A 24371-nucleotide genomic window follows, 5' to 3' on the forward strand; every position below is an offset into this window, starting at 1 on the left:
ACTGGCTAGGCCCGGATTGATGTCCTTCACGAGGAACGGCACCCCCGAGAACGACCCGCCTTCCATCATCGTAAACGTGTCATCCACCGCCACCGGAGCCTGGTTTGCAGACGAGACCGTGATACTTACCACCTGTTCGGCGAAGAGCGCCGGCGTGCCATTGTCCGTCACGCGCACGGTCACGCTCTGTGGGCCGATCTGCGCCACCGTCGGCGTCCACGTGAATGCCCCGGTCGTCGGGTTGATGTTCGCTCCTGCCGGCACCGTCCCTTGCAAGCTGTACGTGAGCGTATTGGCGGGGACATCCAGATCGTTGCCCACCGCCGCGAAACTGAGCAGTTGGCCCGCCGTCACCGTTTGGGCAGCAATCGGATCCAGCGTCGGCGCTTGATTGACCTCGCCCACCGTCACCGTGATCGTCTCACGGTCCGTGAGCGCGGGGCTGCCGTTATCCGTCACGACGACATCAAAGGTGTAGGTCCCAGAGCCTTGGAGCTCCGTCGGCGTCCAACTGAAGGCACCCGTCGTGGGATTGATCGTGGCTCCGGCCGGGATCAATCCGCTCGTCCCGTTCTCTAAACTGAACGTCACCGTCTGCCCGGCATCCGGATCACTCGCCGTGGCCGTGAACGTGAGCAGTTGTCCTTCGTCGATGGTCTGAGGACCGATGGCCGTGAGCGTTGGTGCCTCGTTGACCTCCCCGACGGTCACCGTGAGGGTCTCCTCATCGAACTGCGCCGGACTCCCGGTATCTGTGACTCGGATGGTGAGGCTGTGTGGGCCGATCTGCGCCGCCGTCGGCGTCCAGGTAAATGCCCCCGTCGTCGGGTTGATGCTCGCACCCGCCGGCACCGTGCCTTGCAAACTGTACGTGAGCGTATTGGCTGGGACATCGCCATCCGTGGCCGTCGCGGTGAAGGTGAGCAAGGCCCCTTCGTTCACCGCTTGATTACCGATCGTGGTGAGCGTCGGTGCTTGATTGACCTCGTTCACCGTCACCGTGATCGTCTCCCGATCGCTCAAGGTTGGCGCCCCGTTGTCCGTCACCACCACATCAAACGTGTAGGTCCCCGGCCCTTGGAGCTCCGTGGGCGTCCAACTGAACGCCCCGCTCGCCGGATTAATCGTCGCGCCTGCCGGCACTTGCCCACTGGTCCCATTGGCGAGGCTGAACGTCAACGTCTGCCCAGCATTCGGGTCGCTTGCGGTGGCCGTCAAGGTCAGCGCCTGACCTTCGCCGACCGTCTGGTTGCCAATGGCGGCCAGCACCGGCGCCTGGTTCGTGACTTGATCTTCGATAAAAACGACGGTGGCCTGCGCGAAGCCGCTGGAGAAGGCACCGGTAGGGCCTGTGCCGGTGAGCGTGCCGGTCGTGATCACGCCGCCGTTGGTCCCGACCGTCCGATCCCAGGCCTGGAACATGAATTCGTTCACCCGCGTTCCCGCAAAGTCGATCGAAGGGGGGGACACATACAGCCGCGTGCTCGCATCGGCGGCCAGAAGCCGGACGTTACTGGCACTCGGCGAGAACCCCACCCAGGTCGTCCCATTATCGAGCGAGTACCAGAGCGGAAGTCCCACTGACGTGGAGATTGCGATCCCAGTCACCGCGCCGGCATCGCTATCGCTGACGTTGAATGTGCCCGGACCTGATCCGGGCGCGAGCTTCACAATGTCGCGGACCAGCCTCCCAACCGCACCCACGGGCGTCAACGGACTGTCTACTTGGCCAATCGGCACGGAGCTAACCAGCAACACCGGCGCCGCGTTGGCCTCAGTGACCGTGACCGTGATCGTCTCCCGATCACTCGAGGTCGGACTGCCGTTGTCCGTCACCACCACATCAAACGTGTAGGTCCCCGGCCCTTGGAGCTCCGTGGGCGCCCAACTGAAGGCGCCGGTGGTGGGATTGATCGTGGCCCCGGCTGGAACCGCCCCGCTCGCCCCGGGAGCAAGGCTGAATGTCAGGGTTTGTCCCGCGTCTGGATCATTCGCCGTGGCCGTGAATGTAAACGGCAGGTGCTCACTGATGGTCTGGTTGCCGATCAGGCTCAGCACCGGCGCCTGGTTGGGCACCGCCGCCACCGTGATACTTACCACCTGTTCGGCAAAGAACGCCGGCGTGCCATTGTCCGTCACGCGCACGGTCACGCTCTGTGGACCGATCTGCGCCACCGTCGGCGTCCAGGTGAAGGCCCCGGTCGTCGGGTTGATGCTTGCTCCTGCCGGCACCGTGCCTTGCAAACTGTACGTGAGCGTATTGGCCGGCACATCCGGATCGCTGCCCACTGCCGCGAAACTCAACAATTGCCCGGCCGTCACGGTCTGCGCCGTGATGGGCTCCAGCGTCGGCGCCTGATTCACTTCGTTCACGGTGACGACGATGGTCTCCCGATCACTCAAGGTTGGCGCCCCGTTGTCCGTCACCACCACATCAAACGTGTAGGTCCCCGGCCCTTGGAGCTCCGTGGGCGTCCAACTGAACGCCCCGGTCGCCGGATTAATCGTCGCGCCCGCCGGCACTTGCCCACTGGTCCCATTGGCGAAGCTGAACGTCAGCGTCTGCCCCGCATCCGGCTCACTGGCCGTGGCCGTGAACGTGAGCAGTTGTCCTTCGTCGATGGTCTGAGGACCGATGGCCGTGAGCGTCGGTGCCTCGTTGACCTCCCCGACGGTCACCGTGAGCGTCTCCTCATCGAACTGCGCCGGACTCCCGGTATCTGTGACTCGGATGGTGAGGCTGTGTGGACCGATCTGCGCCGCCGTCGGCGTCCAGGTAAATGCCCCCGTCGTCGGGTTGATGCTCGCTCCCGCCGGCACCGTGCCTTGCAAACTGTACGTGAGTGTATCGGCTGGGACATCGCCATCCGTGGCCGTCGCGGTGAAGGTGAGCAAGGCCCCTTCGTTCACCGTCTGATTACCGATCGTGCTGAGCGTCGGTGCTTGATTGACCTCGTTCACCGTGACGGTGATCGTCTCCCGATCGCTCAAGATTGGCGCCCCGTTGTCCGTCACGACGACATCAAACGTAAACGTACCGGGCCCTTGCCCTTCGGTCGGCGTCCAGCTGAAGGCGCCAGTGGTGGGGTTGATGCCGGCCCCCGCCGGGATCGCGCCGCTCGTCCCGTTCTCCAAACTGAACGTGCGCGTCTGTCCCGCATTGGGGTCCGTGGCGGTGGCCGTCAAGGTCAGCGCCTGCCCTTCGTCAATCGTCTGGTTGCCGATCGTGGCCAGCACCGGCGCCTGGTTGGGGATTGCCGCCACCGTGATGCTCACCACTTGTTCGGCAAAGAGCGCCGGCGTGCCATTGTCGGTGACGCGCACCGTCACGCTCTGTGGACCGATCTGCGCCGCTGTCGGGGTCCAGCTGAACGCACCCGTCGTCGAGTTGATGGAGGCTCCCGCCGGCACCGTGCCCTGGAGGCTGTAGGTGAGCGTATTGGCCGGCACATCGCCATCGCTGCCCACTGCCGTGAAACTCAACAATTGGCTGGCCGTCACCGTTTGGGTACCAATCGGATCCAACGTCGGCGCCTGATTGACCTCGCCCACCGTCACCGTGATCGTCTCCCGATCGCTCAAGGTTGGCGCCCCGTTGTCCGTCACCACCACATCAAACGTGTAGGTCCCCGGCCCTTGCGCCTCCGTCGGCGTCCAACTGAACGCCCCGCTGGTCGGATTAATCGTCGCGTCGACAGGCACCGCGCCGCTCGTCCCGTTCTCCACACTGAACGTCAGCGTTTGCCCCGCATCCGGCTCATTCGCCGTCGCCGTGAAATCCAACGGGAGCCCCTCGGCCACGCTCTTGCTTCCAATGCTGGTGAGCACCGGCGCTTGATTCGACGGCGCCAGTCGCGTGAAGGTGCGGGTTTCCGTCCGCTGATTGCCCGCCGCGTCCGTTGCCCGCACGGTGAAACTATTGGCGCCGAGCGCGAGCGCCACATTTGAGAGAGTGAAATTGCCGGAGCCATCAGCCGTACCGGTGAGTCCTAGACCTATCAGCTCGATCAGTGCGTTCGATTCCGTCTGACCAATCACTGATATCGTAGACTGTGTGGTTTGCTGGTCGCCAACCGGCGGCGTATCGAATGCTGGAGCTAAATCCACTGTGAGCGTCGCAATGGTGGTGTCGAGCGTCAAGGAGACGGCAATCTGCGTACTGTTCCCCACAGTGTCTGTCGCGCGGAGGGTCAACGTGTGTGGGCCGTCGGTGAGTGGGCCTCCATTGATCTGCTCGAGGCGGGCCCGACTAAACGTAAACGACCCATCTGATTGGCGATCGGAGAGCACATTGACAGTGGGTATTGCGCCGAAGCCGGCAGTGAAAGTGACAATGCCCTGTGGATCATTCACGCTGCCGGTGATCGCCGGATTGTTGGTGTACCGGTCGTTGTTCGAACTGCCCGTATCCTGCAGCAGTACCGCTGACAGGGTCGGGCTTCCGGTGTTCGGATCGGTCGAGAAGTGCGGATCGCCGGCGGTAGGGCGAGAGCTGAAGAGTCCCGTGCTGTAGCGCGACGGAAACGACCCGGCAAGGAACCGCGAGTCTGCGCTTAGTGAACCAAAGCTGACGATCGTTCCGATGGAACTCGCCGTGCCACCGAGGATCACGTCGTTGCCGTTTCCAAACACTCCGTCCACCGGATCTACCCCGACCCGTACGGTCGTGCCGGACATCGACCCGGTGAGTACAAACAATCCGATTCGGCCTGCTCCGAAGGAATCGGCGTTGACACCGGTGCCGCCGAGCTTTCCGTCCTCCCCCAGGACCGCCCCGATGAAGACATTCGTGTTCACCAACGTTTGGGCCACGAAGGTTTGTACGGATGGAGCGGCTATCACCGCCCCCGTCGCCGAGCCGAGACTGAGCGTGGAGACGGGACCGTCGATCGCCAGGGTGCCGGTCAGATCCACAGTGAGAGCTTGCACTGATCGGATCGACCCATGCACATGAATATCGTTCACCGTCACACGATCGTTGCCGCCTCTGTCCGTCAAAATGATGAAGTCCGACGAGGCCGTTGTGCCGGTAAGTTTGAGATCCCAGGCCACGCCGTCCTGAATGACCTCTCCCCGTCCAGGGCCGCTCAGGCCGAAGGTCACCATCGTCCCATCAGCGTCACGTAAGGTCAGCGTCGTGTTACCCGCTCGGCCCGGCACATTCCCGAACTGCCAGGTTACGGAGAACGGCGTGGAGCGCGCAGAAATATTGTTGGCTTCACTGTTCTCCGCGATGGCATTGCCATTGTCGACTTTGGCCAACAACGTGTAGGAACTAGGCGTCAACCCGCTCGGCACTGTGAAATTCACCGTCACATTACGCGATTGTCCCGCGTTCAGACCGGCCGTGTTCGCCGATCCCAGCAGCACGTCGCCGGCGCCGAGCGTTGCATCGAGCGATGCATAGACACCCACCTGGGTCGTGGCGTTGGCCCGCTGATTGCCGATGTTCTGCACCTGCACCACCGCGCTGGCGGCATTGCCGGGAACGGCCGGATCAATCTGCGCGGAGCTTTGCACCACGCCGGTCAGATCGGCGGCAAGCAAGAGACGCGATTCAAGTGGTTCGAGCGTGAAGAGAGAGGCGGATCGTGGTGAACAAATCGTACGATGAGTGCGCTGCCACCGGCGCCACTGGCTGGGGCGAAACCGTTGAAGCCGCCACCGCCAGCCTGCCAAGAAGACTCGGAGTTTCGAGAAGTACAACGTGTCTCGCATCACCCACCTCCTCGCCGTGCCTATGTGGCGACACTTATTACGTATTATTTGGCGTGGATGCTACAACTCCAGTGGCAGAAAAACAAGTCCGTTTCAGCTAAAAACCCTTCACAGGCAAAGATTTTCGGCAAATTCAGCCATCACACAATGGTTGCATTCGTAGAGAGCCGGTAGAACGGCCTGCCTGCACTGACGAAAGATACTTGAACACAGGCCAGTACAAATCTTGTTCAAAAAATTGCGGCTGAGGCAGCTCCTGAGTGACCGCTCCACTTTGAACCCTGGCCGGTGACAGCTCCGCCTGATTCCCGCTTGGGCCTGCTGTGACGCACAGGACCAGTTGCTGCTGCGCGCATGATCGATCTTTACTCGTGCTGTCTTTTCCTGGATCGTCGCCTTTCTGGCGTCAAGATGCGTCCGCCTCTCTTTCACTCTGACTCGGCATGACGGTGCTCCATCGTTTTCCTCAATTACGCAGTGACGGTGATCATAAACTGCGTGTCGATGAACCGGCTTGGTACGCCATTGTCGTAGACACGGATTACAAAGCTGTGACTGCCGATATCATCGGTGGTCGGTGTCCAGGAGAAGACGTTGCCGGTAAAGTCCACTCCTGCTGGAACCGATCCGATCAGTCTGAAATTCACGGACTGAGCCGGGACATCGAGATCTTGTGCAGACAAATCAAACAGCACATTTTGGCCCGCCTGTACCTCATACACCCCAACCGGCATGTTCAGGAACTCCGGCGCAAACGCATTCACCGGCAACACAACGCGCCAGCCTTCTTGATCCCCCTGCGGATTTATCCCTTCCCCGACAATCGTTCGCCCGTCGGCAGAGATGCCGATCGCATTTATGCTCAGCCAGCTTTCGAATCCAGCAATCCCTGAGTCGACGATCACCTGAAACAAAGAACGGATGCCATTATTGGCATCCCAGATGGCGTTGCCACTGATGATCACCGTGCCATCGGCGGACATCGCGCGCAGATCGCCGGTACTGTCCCCGAGCCCTTGCATCCCTCCGCTCGCCGTCCACAAAAAAGCCTCTTGCCCTCGATCCGATTCGCTGACGCCTAAAATCACGCTTCCATCGGCCGACACGGCCACCGCTCGGCTCATGAAGTTGCCGCCCGGCAAATCACCCAGTCCCTCTACAGTGAAACCGCCCGAGCCGTCGGCAATCCAACGCACGGCTTGTGCCTGTTCGCCGGATGGACCGAAGTAACTCGCGCCCACGATCACGTTGCCATCAGCGGAGACGCCAAAAGCTTCGGCATCGGCATACCCGGCGAGGGTATCCAATCGAACCGCCCCGGTCGCCGCTGTCCATCGGAACGCACCCGGAATAGACGCATTGATCAGGCCTTTGCCGACGATGACCGTTCCGTCGGGAGTGACGGCATTGGCTGAATGCGGGGCCGCATTACCGAGAATCATTTGCAATCCATCCGCAACACTCCATCGGAACGATCCGCCATCGGTATCCCCGGCAATCACCGAACCATCAAATGAAGCCGCGCGGCCAACCGCCGACGCCCCGACGACTGCCGAGAAGTTCTGAATGCCGCCACTCACGGTCCATCTAAAGGGCTCGAGACCTGAGCCCCCGTCGCTCACCCCGACAATCACCGCCCCATTGCCTGACACTCCGAATGGACGGCTCGAGAATGTTCCGCCCGGCAAATCGCCGAGCCCCTGGAACGACGCCGCGTTGGAGAGGACCGTCACATTGAGTGTCCGTTCACTGAAGAGCACTGGGGTGCCGTCATCCGTCACACGTACCGTGATCGCGTAGGTGCCCGCGTCTCCCGCCGACGTGGCCCATGTGAACAGGCCTGTTTGCGGATCGATGCCGGCGCCTGTCGGCACTGTGCCTTCAAGACTGTAGGTGAGTTGGTTCGCCGGCACATCGATGTCCGTCGCAGTCGCCGTAAACGTCACAGTTTGTCCACCCGTCACGGTCTGATCGGAAATGGAGGAAAGCACCGGTGCCTGGTTCACCTCGCCGACGCTAATCGAGATTGTCTCTTCGTCGAACAATGCAGGCGTGCCGTTATCTGCCACACGCACCGTCACCTGATAAGCCCCAGGCCCTTGTGCCTCCGTCGGTGTCCAGGTAAAGAGGCCGGTCGCGGGATTGATGCTGGCGCCAGCAGGTACGGTTCCTTGCAAGCTAAAAGTTAACGGTTGCCCCAAGTTTGGGTCTGCCGCAACAGCCGTAAAGGAAAGGGTCTGGCCTTCGGTTGCCGAACGGTCTCCAATCGGCTCCAAGACGGGCGCTCCCAACACCTCAATATTCACCACCTTTTCGTCGAAGAGTGTCGGCGTCCCGGTATCGGTCACCCTGACCCTCACGGTGTAGGTTCCCCCACCAGGAATATTGACAGCCGCCCAGTTAAACACACCCGACAAGGGATTGATGGCCGCACCTACAGGGACCGTCCCCTCCAGGCTGAACGTCAATTGATTTGCCGGGACGTCCTGATCGTTAGCCGTCGCTGTGAACGATGCCGGCTGTCCTCCCGCGACCGTAACAACCGCCGGTACGGTCAAGACCGGCCCACGATTCACCTCGTTGACCGTCACCGTGATCGTTTCACTGTCGCTGAGTGGTGTTGCACTGTTGTCGCGAACTACAACATCAAAGGTGTACGCCCCTGGGCCTTGAGCCTCGTTCGGAACCCAGGTGAAGATGCCGGACACTGGATCGATCGCGGCACCGGGAGGTGTAGCTCCTGACAAGAAGTAGGCAAGGGTTTGGTTGGGGTTGGGGTCTGTCGCAGTGGCCGTGAAAGTGATTGTCGATCCTTCATCGCCTGTTCGATTCCCAATCGGAGTCAATATCGGAGCCTCATTCGTCGGCACAGAAACGCCTTCTGGTAATACCAGCCGCCAGGCTTCGGGCTGTCCAGTCGGATTAGTTCCCCAACCAACGATCACTCGTCCATCCGCAGAGATGCCGGTTGCTTTTTTCAACACCCACCCAGGAGCCAATCCCAGATCTCCGGCAACCAGTCCATTAAGACTGCGCATTCCGTTTGTCTCATCCCAAAGAAAGGCCTCGGTCGATAGCACGAAGGCCGATCCTTCAACGTTTCCAAGACCGTCACTGTAGCCAACTATCCGTTTTCCATCCGCTGAGACAGCAAGCGGGTAACTCGCACTTGCCCCTTGGGGCAAACCAAGCCCGACCATCCCCTCAGCACTTGTCCATCGAAAAGGTTCTTGCCGCCCTGACGCGGTGGAACCCCAGCCCACAACGATCGTGCCATCCGCCGACACCTCGTTGGCTTGGCTGGCTAGGGCACCGCCGGGCAAGTCCCCTAAACTCACCATGCCTCCGCCGCTGGTCCAACGAAATGCCACTCCCCCGCCAGGCACTGAACTTTCTCCCACGATGACTGATCCGTCAGCTGAAACCGCATGCGCCTCGCTGATAAAAGACCCGCCGGGCAAAAGTCCCAGGTTCACCATGCCTTCCCCGCTGGTCCATCGAAACGCCCTAAGGTCACTTTGGCCTACGATAACAGTCCCATCCGCCGACACATCAAAGGCGTCACTGTTAACTCCCCCGGGCAACGTACCGAGGTCCACCATTCCGTCAATCGCCGTCCACCGGAAAGCATGATTAACCGTGCCTAATGGAGAAGCAGGAGAACCAGTGCCTACGACGACCGACCCATCCGCCGACAATCCTTCGGCGTGGCTGGAAAATCTTCCGGCAGGCAGATCTCCTAAAAGCTCAACCCCTGAGCTGCTTGTCCAACGGAATGCTTGCCCCAAGCCTTCCTCGTTCGTCAAACTCATCCCTCCGACAACGATGCTCCCATCCGGTGAAACCTCGGCGGCAATACTGCCTCCCTGCACCGACACCCCCAGCCCCTGAAATGACGGTGCCGACACAGCACCCACGGTAATCGTGAACGTTTCTTCATCAAACAAAGTCGGGCTGCCGCTGTCCGTCACGCGTACCGTCACCGTATGGGCGCCACCCTGGCCCGCCGTCGGCGTCCAGGCAAATACTCCTCCCGGAGTGATGGTCGCGCCTGCGGGAGGCGTGCCTTGTAGACTGAATGTCAATTGCTGCGCCGGAAGATCAGTATCCGTGGCGCTTGCCGTAAATGTGATCTGGCTTCCTTCAGTCACCGTACGATTGCCGATCGGCGCCAACACCGGCGCCTGGTTCGCCTGCGCGTTCACCGTGATCGAGACGACTTGCTGCGCGAACAAAGACGGTGAATCGCTATCCGTGACGCGCACCGTAACGCTCTGCAGGCCGAGCTGCGCATTGGTCGGCGTCCATGAGAAGACTCCCGTCGTCGAATCGATGGTTGCGCCCGCTGGGACCACCCCTTCTAAGCTGTAGGTCAAGCCGTTGGCCGGAATGTCCGGATCGGTGCCCACTGCCGTGAAGGTCAGGAGTTGTCCTGCCGTGACAGTCTGATTCGGAATCTGGGCCAGGGTCGGCGCTTGATTGACTTCGCCCACGGTGACGGTGATTGTCTCCCAATCACTCAATGCCGGTGTGTCGCTATCCGTCACTACCACGTCAAACGTATAATTGCCGGGCCCTTGCGCTTCGGTCGGCGTCCAGGTGAACTGGCCCGTGCCAGCAGCGATGGTGGCGCCGGTCGGCACTTGCCCGCTCGCACCATTGGCCAGCGAGAAGGTGAACGTCGTGGGGCTATCCGGGTCCGTCGCATTCGCGAAGAAGGTCAATGGCTGGCCTTCGTCGATGGTTTGGTTGCCGATTGGATTCAGTACCGGGGCCTGATTCGGGGTTGGCTCGACCGTCACTTGGACGATGTGTTCCGCGAACAGATTCGGCGTCCCGTTGTCGGTCACGCGCACGGTGAAGCCGTGCGGTCCTCCGATCTGCGAGACTGTCGGCGTCCACGAGAACACTCCCGTGGTGGGATCGATCGTCGCGCCGGCAGAGAACAGGCCTTCCAAACTGTAGGTCAGCGTATTACTAGGCAGATCCGTGTCAGTCCCGACCGCCGTGAACAACAGCTTCTGACCAACGGTGGCGGTTTGATTCGGAATCTGGGCCAGGGTCGGCGCTTGATTGACTTCGCCCACGGTGACGGTGATCGTCTCCCGATCACTCAATGCCGGTGTGCCGCTATCCGTCACTACCACGTCAAATGTATAACTGCCGGGCCCTTGCGCTTCCGTCGGCGTCCAGGTAAACGTTCCCAAGGCGTTGATGGAGGCCCCTGATGGAACCTGTCCGCCGGCACCGTCCTCGAGCGAGTAGGTGAGGGCCGTGGGGCTGCCGGGATCCGTGGCAGTGGCATTGAACTGCAAGAGTTGTCCTTCGTTGGCCGTCTGATTGCCGATGGGCGCCAAGACGGGCGCCTGATTGACATCATTGTCGAGAATGGTCCCGATGCCCTGAGCATCGGCGATCACCACTCCGGCGCTTACATTGCTCAGATTCACGAAAAACTGTTCCGTCGATTCCTGGAGCACATCACTGACAATCGGCACCGAGAATGTTTGCTGCGTCGTTCCTGGTGCAAATGTGAGCGTCTGAGAAAGCGTGGTGTAGTCAGACCCGGGCGTCGCAGAATCGGCGGCTGTGGTCGCCACCACCGTGACCGTCCCTGGCGAGGCTTGCGAGAGCGTGACCGTGAACGTGGCAGCGCTGGTTCCGCTATCCCCTTCCGTCACTGTCACATCGTCAATGCTCACACTTCGGACGTCGTCATCGATAATCGTGCCGAAGCCACTCCCATCCAGAATCGTCGCATTGGTCGGCGCGCTCAACGAGACCTGAAACTGCTCCGTACCTTCCACCCGATCATCCTGGCGCACCTGTACCGTCACGGTCTTGGTGGTCTCCTCCGGCGCAAACGTCAGCGTCGTGGGCGGCACGGGCGTATAGTCCCCCGAGGCCGCCGTCGCCCCGTTATCCGACGTCGCCACCTGCACGGTCACATCCGACGTAATTGTAGGCGCCGATAGCGTCACGGTGAAGGTGTAGGGCGTGAAGCCAGCTGGGCTCGTTCCCTCCGTCTGTGTCACGTCGTCAACGCTCAACGTACGGACATCGTCGTTGGTGATCGTGCCGAAGCCGGCCCCATCCAGAATGGTCGCATTCGTCGGTGCGCTCAGCGAGACCTGGAACTGTTCCGTGCCTTCCACCCGATCGTCCTGGCGCACCTGTACCGTCACGGTCTTGGTGGTCTCTCCCGGCGCAAACGTCAATGACGTGGGTGGGATGGGCGTGTAGTCCCCCGAGGCCACCGTCGCCCCGTTGTCCGACGTCGCCACCTGCACCGTCACATCCGACGTAATCGTCGGCGCTGATAGCGTCACGGTGAAGGTATAGGCCGTGAAGCCGGCTGGGCTGGTCCCTTCCGTCTGCGTCACGTCGTCGACGCTCAACGTACGGACATCGTCGTTGGTGATCGTGCCGAAGCCGGCCCCATCCAGAATGGTCGCATTCGTCGGTGCGCTCAGCGAGACCTGGAACTGTTCCGCACCTTCCACCCGATCATCTTGGCGCACCTGCACCGTCACCGTTTTGGTGGTCTCCCCCGGCGCAAACGTCAACGTCGTGGGCGGCACGGGCGTATAGTCGCCTGACACCGCCGTTGCCCCGTTGTCCGAGGTCGCCACCTGCACCGTCACGGTATCGTTGACTGGCTCGGACAGCGTCACGGTAAAATTGAACGCCGTGTTTCCGGCGAGAGACGTGCCTTCTGCCAAGGTGACGTCGTTGATCGCCAACGTTGGGATACTCTCGACGACATTGGTGACTGTGACATTCACTGCTTGCGTCGCAATACCTCCGGCGCCGTCGCTTACCTGCACCGTCACTTCATAGACATTGTCGTGATTCTCATCCGAGGGCGTCTCGAAGTTCGGCGCCGTCACGAAGCTCAACGCTCCCCCGCTCGTGAAGACGAACGCCGCAGCATCCGCGCCGCCGGTGACGCTGAAGGTGAGTGGTTGAGCTGGAATATCGGCATCGGATGCAGTGACCGTCATGATCGACGTCTGGTTTTCCGGTACAGCGACCGCCGAAGCGCTGGTAATAGCCGGAGACTGATTGGCGTCCCCGATGGTCAAACGCACCGTCTGTTCGATGAACGCGTTCGGAGTTCCGTTGTCTGTTACACGAACCGTGATGTCGTACGCTCCAGGCCCTTGCGCTTCGGTCGGCGTCCAGCTGAATACGCCGCTGACCGGATCGATACTCGCTCCCGTCGGCACGGTCCCTTGCAGACTGAAGGTGAATTGATTGGCCGGCAGATCTCCATCCGTCGCCACGGCGGTAAACGTCAGCAAGGTTTGTTCGTCCCCACTCACTGCCACCGGAACGGACAACCCGGGCGCCAGATTGACTTCATTCACAGTCACCGTGATCGTCTCACGATCACTCAGCGCAGGCGAACCGTTGTCGGTGGCAACCACGTCGAACGTATAAGTGCCAGGGCCTTGCGCTTCAGTCGGCGCCCAGCTGAATACGCCACTGGACGAGTCTATGCTTGCCCCCACCGGCACGGCTCCCCCGAGACCATTCTCAAGGGAGTACGTAACAATCTGAGCAGGCACGTCCGCATCCGTCACGCTGGCCTGAAACGTCAGGAGCGAGCCTTCGCTGCCGGTCTTATTACCGATCAGATTGAGTATCGGTGGCTGATTCACTTCCGTGACCGTGATGGTGATCGCCTCGCTGGTGGTCACCAGGCCGTCGCTGAGGGAGAAGGTCACGTTGTAGCTCGTCGACCCTTGCGTATGGTTTGGCGTCCAGACGAACTCCCGAGTCGCCGGGTCGAATGCCGCCCCTTGCGGCAGGCCAGCCGCGCTGTAGACCAACGCTTGGGCCGGGACATCGCCATCACTCCCGTTTATCGTGAAGCGTAATTCGTTCCCTTCGAGCACGCTCTTATTCCCGATTGGGTCGAGCACTGGCGCAGAATTGACATCCGTGACGGTGATCGCAATGGTTTCGCTAGACGATACAAACCCATCCGTGACGGAGAAGGTCACGTGATAGATACCGGGCCCCTGACTTTCGTTTGGCGTCCACGTAAATTCTCGTGTGGCAGTGTTGAAATTGGCTCCCTGTGGGAGGCCCGAGGCGGTATACACCAGCGCCTGGATCGGAATATCCGCATCGGCAGCATCAACAGTGAACCGGAGTTCAGCGCCTTCGACAACGTTCCGATCACCGACCGGCGCAAGCAGAGGCGATGCGTTCACCTCGCTGACCGTGATCGTGATCGTTTCGGAAGTGGTCGCCACTCCGTCAGTCACGGAAAACGTAACTTGATGGACTCCAGGCCCTTGCCCCTCGGTTGGTGTCCAAGCGAACTCACGAGTAGCAGAATCGAAGGTCGCACCAACCGGCAACCCGGCCGCACTGTAGGCGAGCGGCTGCGAGGGTACATCCGTATCCGAAGCCGAGACGGTAAACCGGAGCTCCGTGCCTTCGTTCACCGACCGGTTGCCGATCGGAGCTAGAACAGGCGCACTATTCCCAACACCGACTCGTGTAATAGTTTGAGTCTGACTCCGCTGATTCCCGGCGGAGTCGGTGGCTCGCACGGTGAACGCATTGGCCCCGACTGTGAGCGCCACATTGGTGAAGGTGAACTGGCCGCTCGCATTGGCCGTGGTGGTAAGGCCGAGCCCCAGCAATTCGACCGCGGCGTTGGCTTCCGTCTGCCCGACCAGTGCGACACTGGCGTTGGTCGTCTGTTGGTCACCAATCGGCGCGCTGTCCGAGGCCGAGTCGAGTTCCAACGTGAGGCTGGGGACAACCGTGTCCAGCGTGAATGGCACCGTGGTCTGCGTGACATTGCCCCCGGTGTCCGTCGCCCGCAGCGTAAGTGTGTAGGATCCATCGGCAAGCGGTCCGCCGTTGATCTGTTCCAAGCGAGCGGGGCTCAATGCAAACGACCCGTTCGCTTGACGATCGGCCAGAATGTTGAAGGTCGGCGTCGCGCCGAACCCTGCCGTGAACGTGGCGATCCCTTGCGGATCGTTCACGCTGCCGGTGATTGCCGGATTATTCGTGAGTCGGTCGCTGTTGGAACTGCCGGTATCCTGCTGCAAGGCGGCATTCAGGGTTGGTCCACCGAAGTTGCTGAGAAAATGAACATCTCCAGCCGTCGGTTTCAGCGTCAAGCCGTTGAGATACTGGGTTGGGAACCGTCCGGCGTAGAATCGCGTATCGGCGCTCAATGAGCCACCAATCACGATGCCGCCAATCGCGCTGTTGGTGCCGCCGACAAGTTGATCGTCGCCGTTACCGTACAGGCCATCGACCGGATTGATCCCCACTCGCACGGCAGTATTCGTCATGGCACCGGTCACGGTGAAGAGGCCGATCGTTCCCGCTCCATAGGTATCGGCATCGGCACCCGTTCCGCCCGGCTGGCCGTCTTGTCCAAACGTCGTGCCGATGTAGAACTTCGCATTGCTGACGGCACCGAGGACTGTGAGCGCTTCCACCGACGGTACCGCAACCGTTCCACCTTGAATGCTACCCAACGTCAGGGTGCCAGGCGCAGCCCCTGGGATATTGACCGGTCCATCGATCGCCATCGTGCCGGTGAGATCGGTGGTGGCCGCCAAGAAGGTGGAGAGCGGACCAAAGACATGGATGTCGTTGAGCGTAACCCGGCCATTGCCGCCGTTGTTGGTCGTAATGGTGACGGCTGAACTCGCCGTCGTGCCCGTCACCTTCAGATCCCAACTCGTCCCGTCTTTGATCACTTCGCCCAAGCCCGGTCCGGAGAGTCCAAACGTGACCGTGGTACCATCGGCGTCTTTGAGGGTGAGCGTCGTACTGCCGCTGCGGCCCGGAACCGTACCAAACTGCCATTTGACGTTGATAGTCCCGCCGACTGCCAGGTTATTGGCCTCGCTGTTCTCGCTGATCGTATTGGCGTGATCGAGTTTGGCCAGGAGTCGATACGTGAGGGCATCGAGGCTGTTTGGAATGGTGAGATTCGTAGTGACGTTTTTCGATTGCCCGGCGTTGAGTTGGCCGGTGTTAGCCGTTCCCAGGAGGACGTCTGACGCATCCAGGGTAGTATCAAGTGACGCGTAGACGCCGATTTGCGATTGCGAGACATTTTGATTGCCGACGTTCTGGACCTGCACGACGGCACTCGCCGTATTGGTGGGAACCGCAGGATCGAGTTGCACGGCCGATTGCACGACTCCAGTCAGATCGGCGGCCAGTAACACCCTGGATTCCAGAGGCTCGAGGAGAAAAGACGACGCTGAAGAGTTGCTCGGCGAGGGCACGAAACGGTCACGCACCAGGCGTTGCACACGACGGCGCATCTGTCGCCATCGCGCCTTGAGCCAGGAAGCCCGTCGATACGATTTCCACCGCCATCCGCACAACATCACCCGCAGTTTGCTGAAGAACAGCGCGTCACGCATTGTCGGTCTCCTTGGCCAATGGATCGATCCGTGAATCGACCTGACTCTGACTGGGTGTCCTCTCTAGCACGACACAGGGGACAGACCGGGGGACAGATTCAAATTAATACCAGCAATATCGATACGCACTCTTAGCTGAGCGCATTTCTATATAGATACTGAAGCGCCTGGGGGAGTGGACGTCCCAGCTCTTGACCGAACACCCGAGTGCACTGGTGATACACGGCCGTGGCCTCTGCTCTGCGGCCCGTCACCGAGAGGAGCGTAATCAGGGGCTCATACAGCGGCGTCGCGTGCGGGTCCAGCTGGAGGCCTCGATTCAACCATTGGATCGCGTGTTCGAATCGTCCACGCCGCTGCTGATGATCGCTGAGTCGCGCCACAGCGGTGACAAACCGTGCACGCACACGTTCTCGAGTCGCAGCCGCCCATGGCTTCATCCGTTGCTCAGGCAAAAAGGGACCGCGATACAGTGCCAACGCCTGCCGAAGTTCCCGCGGCGCTTCCCTCACTCTTACATTGGATCTGCCATGGTCCGATCGAGCGACAGCCTGCTCAAACGCACACAGATCCACCCAACAACGTGCGGGATCTAAGGTCACGGTGCCATGCTCGAGGCGTACGACGCCCTCAACCGCGAGATATTTGCGCAGGCGCTTGAGTGTCTTGGAAAACGTCGCGACGGCTCGATCCCCGTCACTGTCAGGCCACAGTTGATCAATGAGGTATGACACCGGCACAGCCTCCCCTCCTGATGCCACGATGGCCTGAAGGAGTTCGATCAGCCGCTGCGGCGTCTTCCGACGCTTGGGGAGAGGCTGCCCTTCAACTCGTATTTCAAATGGTCCGAGTACGTAGAGTTGGAGCGGCCAAGATTGACGCCGGGGAGGGGGTGCGCTCGTCGCGCTTCCTCGAGCACTCGGTGAATCCATGAGGGACCGCATGATCACTCGATGTCCGCCCTTCATCATGCACCGCTGCGGCTACGGTAGAGGCGATTGCCCAAGCATCGTCTCTTCCTTCAAAAGCAGGAACAGTTGCTCCAAGTCTTCTCGTGGGTTCGCCTGCAGGATCGTCTCGCGTGCTGCGTAGTGATCTGCCGCACAGAGCAGGAGGCCTGCAGCAAGGGCACAAGCTTCAACGACCATGACCAACTGTCTGCTCGTGCAACTCATACCGCACCTGTGGGCACAACCCGACGCATCCGAGGTCGAGTAAGCCATAGCGGCAGGGGACAACGTGGGGGACAAATTCGGGATGAGTGCAAGCGGAGTAAAAGCCCTGCGCCGGAAGCTTAGGACAGCGACTTGGAGAGGGGTATTTGCTCGACTTTCACTGGGAAAGGGTGAAAAAGCGGAGTTTTACTTGTCACTGGCATACATTCTGGCACCATTCTGCCGCGTTTGCGATTTCTGGGATCTGAACGAGACCCGAGAGCACAAGAGACAACACGAAGGCGCCGCATCCGTTCTTCATATGAAACTCCTCCCCTGTATACATCCAATGATCACCAGGTCAGTTGAGGTGCTGAGGCCTAACCTGCTCAGACGAGGACCGTATACCTTCTCAGCAGGGACCGATTGGGGGACACATTCAGGAAATAAATACTAGCAATAGAAAACCGTCGTTCTGGGAAACGAGGCGTGAGAAGAAACGGACGTTACGTATTACCGTGGGCGGAGAGTTTGAGCGAGCTTTTGAAGATCTGCGGAGACAGAGCGACCGGCCCAACGTGCCAGCTCCGTTCGGCATCTGTCGTAACAGGCGGTAGCCTCGGCATGCCGGTTTGCGGAGACAAGAAGCGGAATCAGTTGCTGATAGAGCGGTTCCGCGACTGGGTCGACGTCAATGGCTCCGGCCAACTCGGCCATGAGTTCCTTACATTGCATTCCATCCACGACTTTTTCTCGATGAGTGAAGAGTCGTGTGAACTGCCTACGAATTCGCTCTCGATAAGAGTCGGCCCATGGTGCGATCTCGTTCCACCCTAGGAACGGGCCTCGATACAGCGCGATGATATTGTCCCGATGGCCGTCCTGGAGGACTGTTCCTGTAGTTCGCTTCGATTCACCCTCTCCCAAGGAGGCTTCGAACGCCCAGGCATCCACCCAACAGCACGTGCGGTTCAGTGAAATCTCGCCATCCTGCCAACAGAGAGCATCGTCAACCGCCAGCAACTGACGCAAGCGTGCGATTGATTTCTTAAGATTCTCCCGTGCTTGATCCCCGTCCGCCTCCGGCCACAGCATGTCCATGAGTCTCGCGGCAGAAACCGGGGCACCGCCATACGTCATGATTGCGATGAGTAACTCCATCAGCCGATGCGGAGTCTTACGGTTTTTCCCGAGCGGTTGCCCATTGATCAAGACTTCAAATCGGCCCAACGTATAGATCTTGATCGGCCAAGGCCAGGTCTCGAGACAACGAGCCTCCAACGGTGCAGCAAAGCGGTGTTTTTGAATCATGCGTAACACAAAGGGAACGTGAATTCCGGCGATGAGCGCTCGGGCACAGAGTCCTGCCATAAGACGTCGGTCGCAACTGGGGTATTGCATCAATCCACGTACTTCTCCAATCGTCAATGCTTTCTTGAGCGCAACGAGGCCCGCCGGCGCATCATTCCGATCAAAAGCCATTTTCGCCGTCAGGACCCACGCTCCGAACCGAAGAAGATCGCTCCGCATTCGATCGCCGATCTCCAAGGACTGTTCGACGTAGCGGGCAGCGCCGTCCAATTGTCCAAGTTCATGCAACGCATGGGCGATCACCAGCGCATTGATGCCCTGGCCGAACATGTGTCCGCCTGCAGCTGCGATCAAATCATTTGAACGTAGCCCCTCCTCTAATGCCTTTTGATGATCACCTCGCAAGCGCAGGAACCATGCAAAGAGGTGCAGGTAGTGCGCTCGATGAATGCCACCAAGCCGCTGGGTCATTGCATCTTCTTCCTTCAAGAGTGCTTCAGCCGCAGACAGGTTTCCCGCTAATAATTCTCCAGCCACCCCCTGGCTAATGATCAGACCATCCCACACATGGAGCCCCGATTGAGTGACCAGTTCCCTTGCCTTTCCGATATGCAGGCGGCAGAGATCAAGTTCGCTGTCGAACCAGGCCAAGGTGGCGGTCGTCGCGTGGAAAAATATGGCAGTGATCAGATTCCACTGTTTAGACTCGCGTAAGCGGGAAAATTGCTCCAGACCTGCCCTGGCGGCGGCGATATCCCCAAACCATAAAAAGTAGATCTCCGTCATGTATCGAGAACCGGTTTGCACGGCCGGTGGGAGATGCTCGCTGAGGCTGACGGCCCGATCCAGCCATGCCCTCGCATCGTCCCTGTCCGGACGGGTCTGCATGATCGCACCAGCCAGACAGTCTGCGACATGGGCCTCGACCTCGATCGAGGGGTAAGAAGCACCGTCTGGATGGATGGTTGGAAACAACTCCAAGAGTTTCGTGATCCGCCCAAGACCGTCCCATCGTATGAGGACTGCCCGGATCGCGCCGCACCAGGACAATAACGCGCCCGTTCGATCGCCCTGCCGCAGGAACTCGTCCAAGCTTTGATCGAACAGGGCGTAGGCTTGATCGGGGTCGAAGGACACCTTCGTGCTCGCCAACCAAAACATGAGCCAGGGACTTTGTGCGCGAACTGGCTCGGGAATACATAAAATCCAGGCTTCCAGCGTTTGAATACGTCCGGTCGCCACCAGTTCCTGGGCTTGGCCGAGAATCACCTGTACAAGGCCTTCCCAATCCTCAGCAGCCTGGAGCACAAGCACAGCCTCTTCGATGCGACCCTCTTTGATGAGGAGGTCCGCCGCGTTTCGCTGGAGCGCTTGGATTTGGGCCGTGCCCAAGTCCACTCGTGCCCGGTGGAGAAGAAAGTCTCGAAACAGCGGATGGTATCGATACGATGGCTCAGTCCCCTGCCGACGCTCGGTAAAGTAGCGGGAGCGGTGCAGGAATGCGAGTAGGTCACCAGCATTTGAGAGGCCGGTGAGCCCCTCCGCCGATCGGATGTTGATATCGGACAGCACGGACGTCTTCAGCAAGAGTTGCCGGACATCCGGGGAAAGCCGTTCCATCACCTCTCCGGCTAAGTAGCGAAAGATCGTCTCGGACGTGCCGTCGAGTCCACTCCCCGACACCGTGCGATCGCCTTTCGCCTGTTCGACCATCAGCATTAAGCCGGCGGCCCACCCTCCTACTCGTCGGTAGGCCTCATCGACAAAGGTTCGCATGGCGCCGTCCGCCTTTTTCTTCCAATGCAGCTGGACGATGGCTTTGGCCTCCACTCTCGACAGCGTCAGCGAATCGGCACCGATCACAGTCATTCCCCTGTCGCATTGCACCATAACCAACGGCGGTGGCGGATCGTGGCGGCTCATGACAAGAACGGATACATGTTCCGGCAGCTCCTGAATTGCGTAGGGAAGCAATTGGTGCAGAGCAGATGTCGAGGGCACTTCCTGATAATTGTCCAGCACCAGTACGCAGCGACGCGGCAACCGCGCACACAACTCTTGGAAAAATCGCCGCGTAAAGGTCGGTAACCCAAGCGCATACTCGGGCGTCAGAACCGGAAGGGGCCGTCGGATTCTCGGGACCAGCGACTTAGCCGCCAGGCTCAGATAGTGAAAGAAGGTGGCCGGATCCGCATCTCCCTCGTCGAGGCGATACCAACACACCGGCCGGCGTCGTGCCTTCAGGTAACTCGCAACGAGTGTGGTCTTGCCGAATCCGGCCGGTGCGGCGATCCAGGTCAGGGGGCGGGTTCGTGCACGATCGAGAACCCGAAAGAGCCTCGCTCGGGTGAGCACCACCGGCAAGGTTGGAGGCGTGAGTTTGGCTAACCTCGACTTTGGTTGCGTCATGCACGTCCCTCTGCACGAGTCATCGCTATCACGAGTTGATACGTCGCTGCCGAAGGGGTGCGATTGCCCCATCGAGCCAGCGCAGCACGACATCGATCGTATTGAGCCACTGCCTCCGACCGTCGGCCCTGGGCCAAAAGGAGAGGGATAAGCCGCTGATAGAGCGGTTCCGACACAGGATCGACGTCGATCGCCGCTTCCAATTCACGCACCATGTCCTGCGCCCCACTCACTGGCTCTGATTGGTCACTGCGACGCGCGAGCAGCCGTGTCCATCGACGGCGAAGTTCGGCCTGATAGGGCTGGGCCCATTCTGGAATAGCCTCCAGTCCAAGGAAGGGCCCACGGTAGAGCGCAAGGGCGGACTTGTCGATGTCACCTGTATCCTGCCTTCTCGTGTTCGCAACCCGAGCGTCTGCCTGTTTCACTAACGCCTCAAATGCCAGGGCATCGACCCAGCAGAGGTCCCGGTTCAACGTGATTTTTCCGTCTTGCCAGAGAATTGCGTTCTCGATGCCAATCATCTTTCTTAAGCGCGCCAGCGACTTCTTGAAGTTTTCCTGCGCTTGATCACCGTCGGCTTCGGGCCACAGGGCGTCGGTCAAGCGGGCGACCGGCACGGCCTCTCCCCCGAACGCCACGATAGCGGCAAGCAACTCCAACAGCCGATGGGGCACTTTTCTCTGCCTGTCGAGGGGGCGCCCGCATACCATCACGTCACACGGGCCCAGCATGGAGATCTTGAGCGGCCACGGCCAATTCGAGGGCCGCAACTCCGGTGCAAGCGGAAGCCACAGTCGTTGGATAAGCCCCTGGACGAACGACACCTCGATGCCTTCTTCCAGTGCCATGCCGCAGAGGCGCGCAATGACCGGGGCTTCCCACCCCACGTAGCCGCCTAATCCGCAGGTGCGACCGATGACCAAGGCAGCCCGAAGCGCCTGCAGACACTGCCGGCGATCGCCTGACTCGAGAGCACATTGCGCCGTCAACCACAAGCAGCCATACCGGAGGAACTGACTGTTCATGGCTTCGCCGATCACCTCGGCACGCACCCGGTAGGCCTCCGCTTCCTGTCGCTGGCCAAAGGACTGACAGATCGACGCCATCAGCAGACAGCACAATGCTTCGGGAAACGGACCGGCTTCCTGTTCTGCGAGGGATAGTGCCTTCGCGCCTGACTCCATCACTGTGGCACAATCGCCGTCCAACAGCGTGGACCATGCCGAGAGGTAGCAGAGTTGGCAGCGGTAGAGCCCTCCCACTCGCTCCCACATCGGCCGAATCTCTGCGAGCCACCGCTGCGCTGAGTTGAGATCACCGGCAAACAAACTGTTGTGAATATCTTGTGCAACCAACCACCCATCCCAGAGATGGATGCCTTCCCGCTCCGCAAGTGCGAGGCCTTCTCGCACCGCACGTCGACAGTCATCAGCGCGAGCTTCGATCGAGGCCAACAGTGCTTCCGACAGACAATACAGAATCTTCAACGATGGAGCCGCACCCGGAGTCGAAGCTCTCTCCAAGAGTCGTACCTGGCCATTGCGCGCCTCCGCCAAATTGCCCATCCACACCAGATACGACTCCGTCAAAAAGATGGCGTGGCCGGCACCCGATCCCGTAAGCCGATCGGTAAGGGCAATGGCCTTGTCCAGCCACTTTTTCGTCTCGGGGTTGCCCGGCTGCCGCCACACGAGTGCGCTCGCCATAGCCTCAGCGACCTGGGCCTCGATCTCAGCGCTAGGATACGGAGTGCCTTCGGAATGAAGCGCACGAAACCTCACGATCCACGCATCCAATCGTGGCAGCCCTCTCCACTGAAAAAGGATACAGCGCACAACATTCGCCCACGTCAGCAGGGCCCCCGCCTGATCGTTTTGCGCAACAAATTGCGCGAACACCTGTTCGAACATGATGTGCGCATCATGAGGATTCTTAAACAATCGCGAACAGGCATGCCAGAAACGTAACCAGGGGGTGCCCGCAAGTACGTGTTGGGGAATCGCGGCTATCCAGTCATCGACTGTTGCGAGTCGGCCCTGTCCCAGCACAGCGGGGGCCAAGGCGATGATCTGGTCGGCCATGGCGGTCCAGTCCTCTGCCTGCCGCAACTGCGCGATACTCTCTTCATAGTGACCGATTTCCGCCAATCGGGTCGCGGCCTGCCGTCGAAGGGCCCGAACCTCGTCCACTGAATATCTTGTCGCGAGCTGCTCGAGCAGGAAGGCTCGAAACAGCGGGTGGTACCGATACCACGGCTCTGGCTCGTCCCGCCTTTCGATGAAGTGGCGAGCCAGGTAGAGAGACCGGAGCACCTCTCCCGCCTTCGGCGAATTGGTCAATCCCACTGCCAGCGTGACACTGACATCGGGCAGGATGGAGGTTTTGAGCAAGACCTCCTGAACCTCTCGGACCAGGCCCTCAAACGCATGCGTTGCCAGGAACTGGAAGATACTTTCAGGCGATTCCTGGGTGGATGCAGATTCGATCGTCTCCTGATGTTTGATGTGATCCAGCAGGAGCGTCACCCCGGCGGCCCATCCCCCGGCCTTCCTATGGAGTTCATCAATACGACTTCGCGCCACACGCTCTTTTCGAGATGTGAGATGAAGCCGCGCCACTCCAACGGTTTCAAGCCTAGAGAATCGCAGGGGATCCGGACCGATCGTGTCCATCAGTTGCTCAGCCATCAGACGAGCCATTGGAGCGCAGGGGCCCTGCCTGCTCATAACCACGACCGAGACGCCGTCGGGAAGTTCATACACCCCGCAGGCCAACAGCTGATGGAGCGCCGCATCGGCCGGAACTTCATGGTAGTTATCCAGCACAATTCTGCAACGCCGTGGCAGACGCGCGCCAAGCTCCTGAAAATAGCGCCGGGCAAACGTCTGAAGGCCCAACACATACTCCGGAGTGAGCGTCGGCAAGGGTCGTTTGAATCGAGGAGCAAGACTCTTTGCAGCGAGACTGAGGAAATGAAAGAACGACGAAGGATCGGCATCACTTTCATCCAGCCGATACCACAAGACCGGGACGCGCTTCGATTTCAGATAACTGGCAACGAGGGTGGTCTTCCCGGCGCCGGCCGGAGCCGTGATCCAAATCAGTCGACGCGCGTTCGATTTATCGAGCAGGCGGAACAGCCGCGTCCGTTGAAGCACGATCGGAAGAGTGGGCGGGACCAGCTTGGCATACGGAACAGAACGGACACGCGATGGCTTGGAGCGGGTCACCATACAGCATCCCCCTATCTCGCCAGCAGAAATCGATGGGGATTATCTCTGTTCGCTTCCAGGCACCGCAAGAGAAATATTGACGATACGTAGTTGCTCGTGCTAGGGACCACTCCAACCCATTCGGC

General features: G+C 60.1%; 6 protein-coding genes. All 6 read right to left on the reverse strand.

Going from position 1 to position 24371, the window contains the following annotated elements; translation table 11 throughout:
- Positions 1-5718: putative Ig domain-containing protein (locus tag JNL86_06275; GenBank protein MBL8042509.1), on the reverse strand; the 5718-nt coding region annotated here is incomplete at its 3' end.
- Between the two features lie 470 nt (positions 5719-6188).
- Positions 6189-16136 carry a putative Ig domain-containing protein gene (locus JNL86_06280; GenBank protein ID MBL8042510.1) on the reverse strand — a complete coding sequence of 3316 codons (9948 nt, stop codon included), beginning with the start codon at positions 16134-16136 and terminating at the stop codon, positions 6189-6191.
- 131 nt (positions 16137-16267) lie between these two features.
- Positions 16268-16876: a bacterial transcriptional activator domain-containing protein gene (locus JNL86_06285; protein ID MBL8042511.1), complete on the reverse strand. Its 609-nt coding sequence runs from the start codon at positions 16874-16876 to the stop codon at positions 16268-16270.
- Positions 16877-17119: 243 nt separating this feature from the next.
- Positions 17120-17311 (reverse strand): hypothetical protein, encoded by a 192-nt coding sequence (locus JNL86_06290; protein MBL8042512.1) that lies wholly within the window; start codon positions 17309-17311, stop codon positions 17120-17122.
- Positions 17312-17803: 492 nt separating this feature from the next.
- Entirely contained in the window at positions 17804-21010 is a 3207-nt protein-coding gene (locus tag JNL86_06295; protein MBL8042513.1) for a hypothetical protein, read from the reverse strand.
- Positions 21007-24246, reverse strand: coding sequence for a hypothetical protein (locus JNL86_06300; protein MBL8042514.1), 3240 nt, complete (start codon positions 24244-24246; stop codon positions 21007-21009). Before JNL86_06300 ends, JNL86_06295 begins: the two co-directional genes overlap by 4 nt.
- Positions 24247-24371 lie beyond the last annotated feature (125 nt).

The organism is Nitrospira sp. (assembly GCA_016788885.1).
Lineage (GTDB): Bacteria > Nitrospirota > Nitrospiria > Nitrospirales > Nitrospiraceae > Nitrospira_A.

Coding starts and splice junctions, on each gene's coding strand:
- JNL86_06295 (MBL8042513.1), bottom strand. CDS start 21,010: ATGACGCAACCAAAGTCGAGGTTAGCCAAACTCACGCCTCCAACCTTG.
- JNL86_06290 (MBL8042512.1), bottom strand. CDS start 17,311: ATGAGTTGCACGAGCAGACAGTTGGTCATGGTCGTTGAAGCTTGTGCC.
- JNL86_06280 (MBL8042510.1), bottom strand. CDS start 16,136: ATGCGTGACGCGCTGTTCTTCAGCAAACTGCGGGTGATGTTGTGCGGA.
- JNL86_06300 (MBL8042514.1), bottom strand. CDS start 24,246: ATGGTGACCCGCTCCAAGCCATCGCGTGTCCGTTCTGTTCCGTATGCC.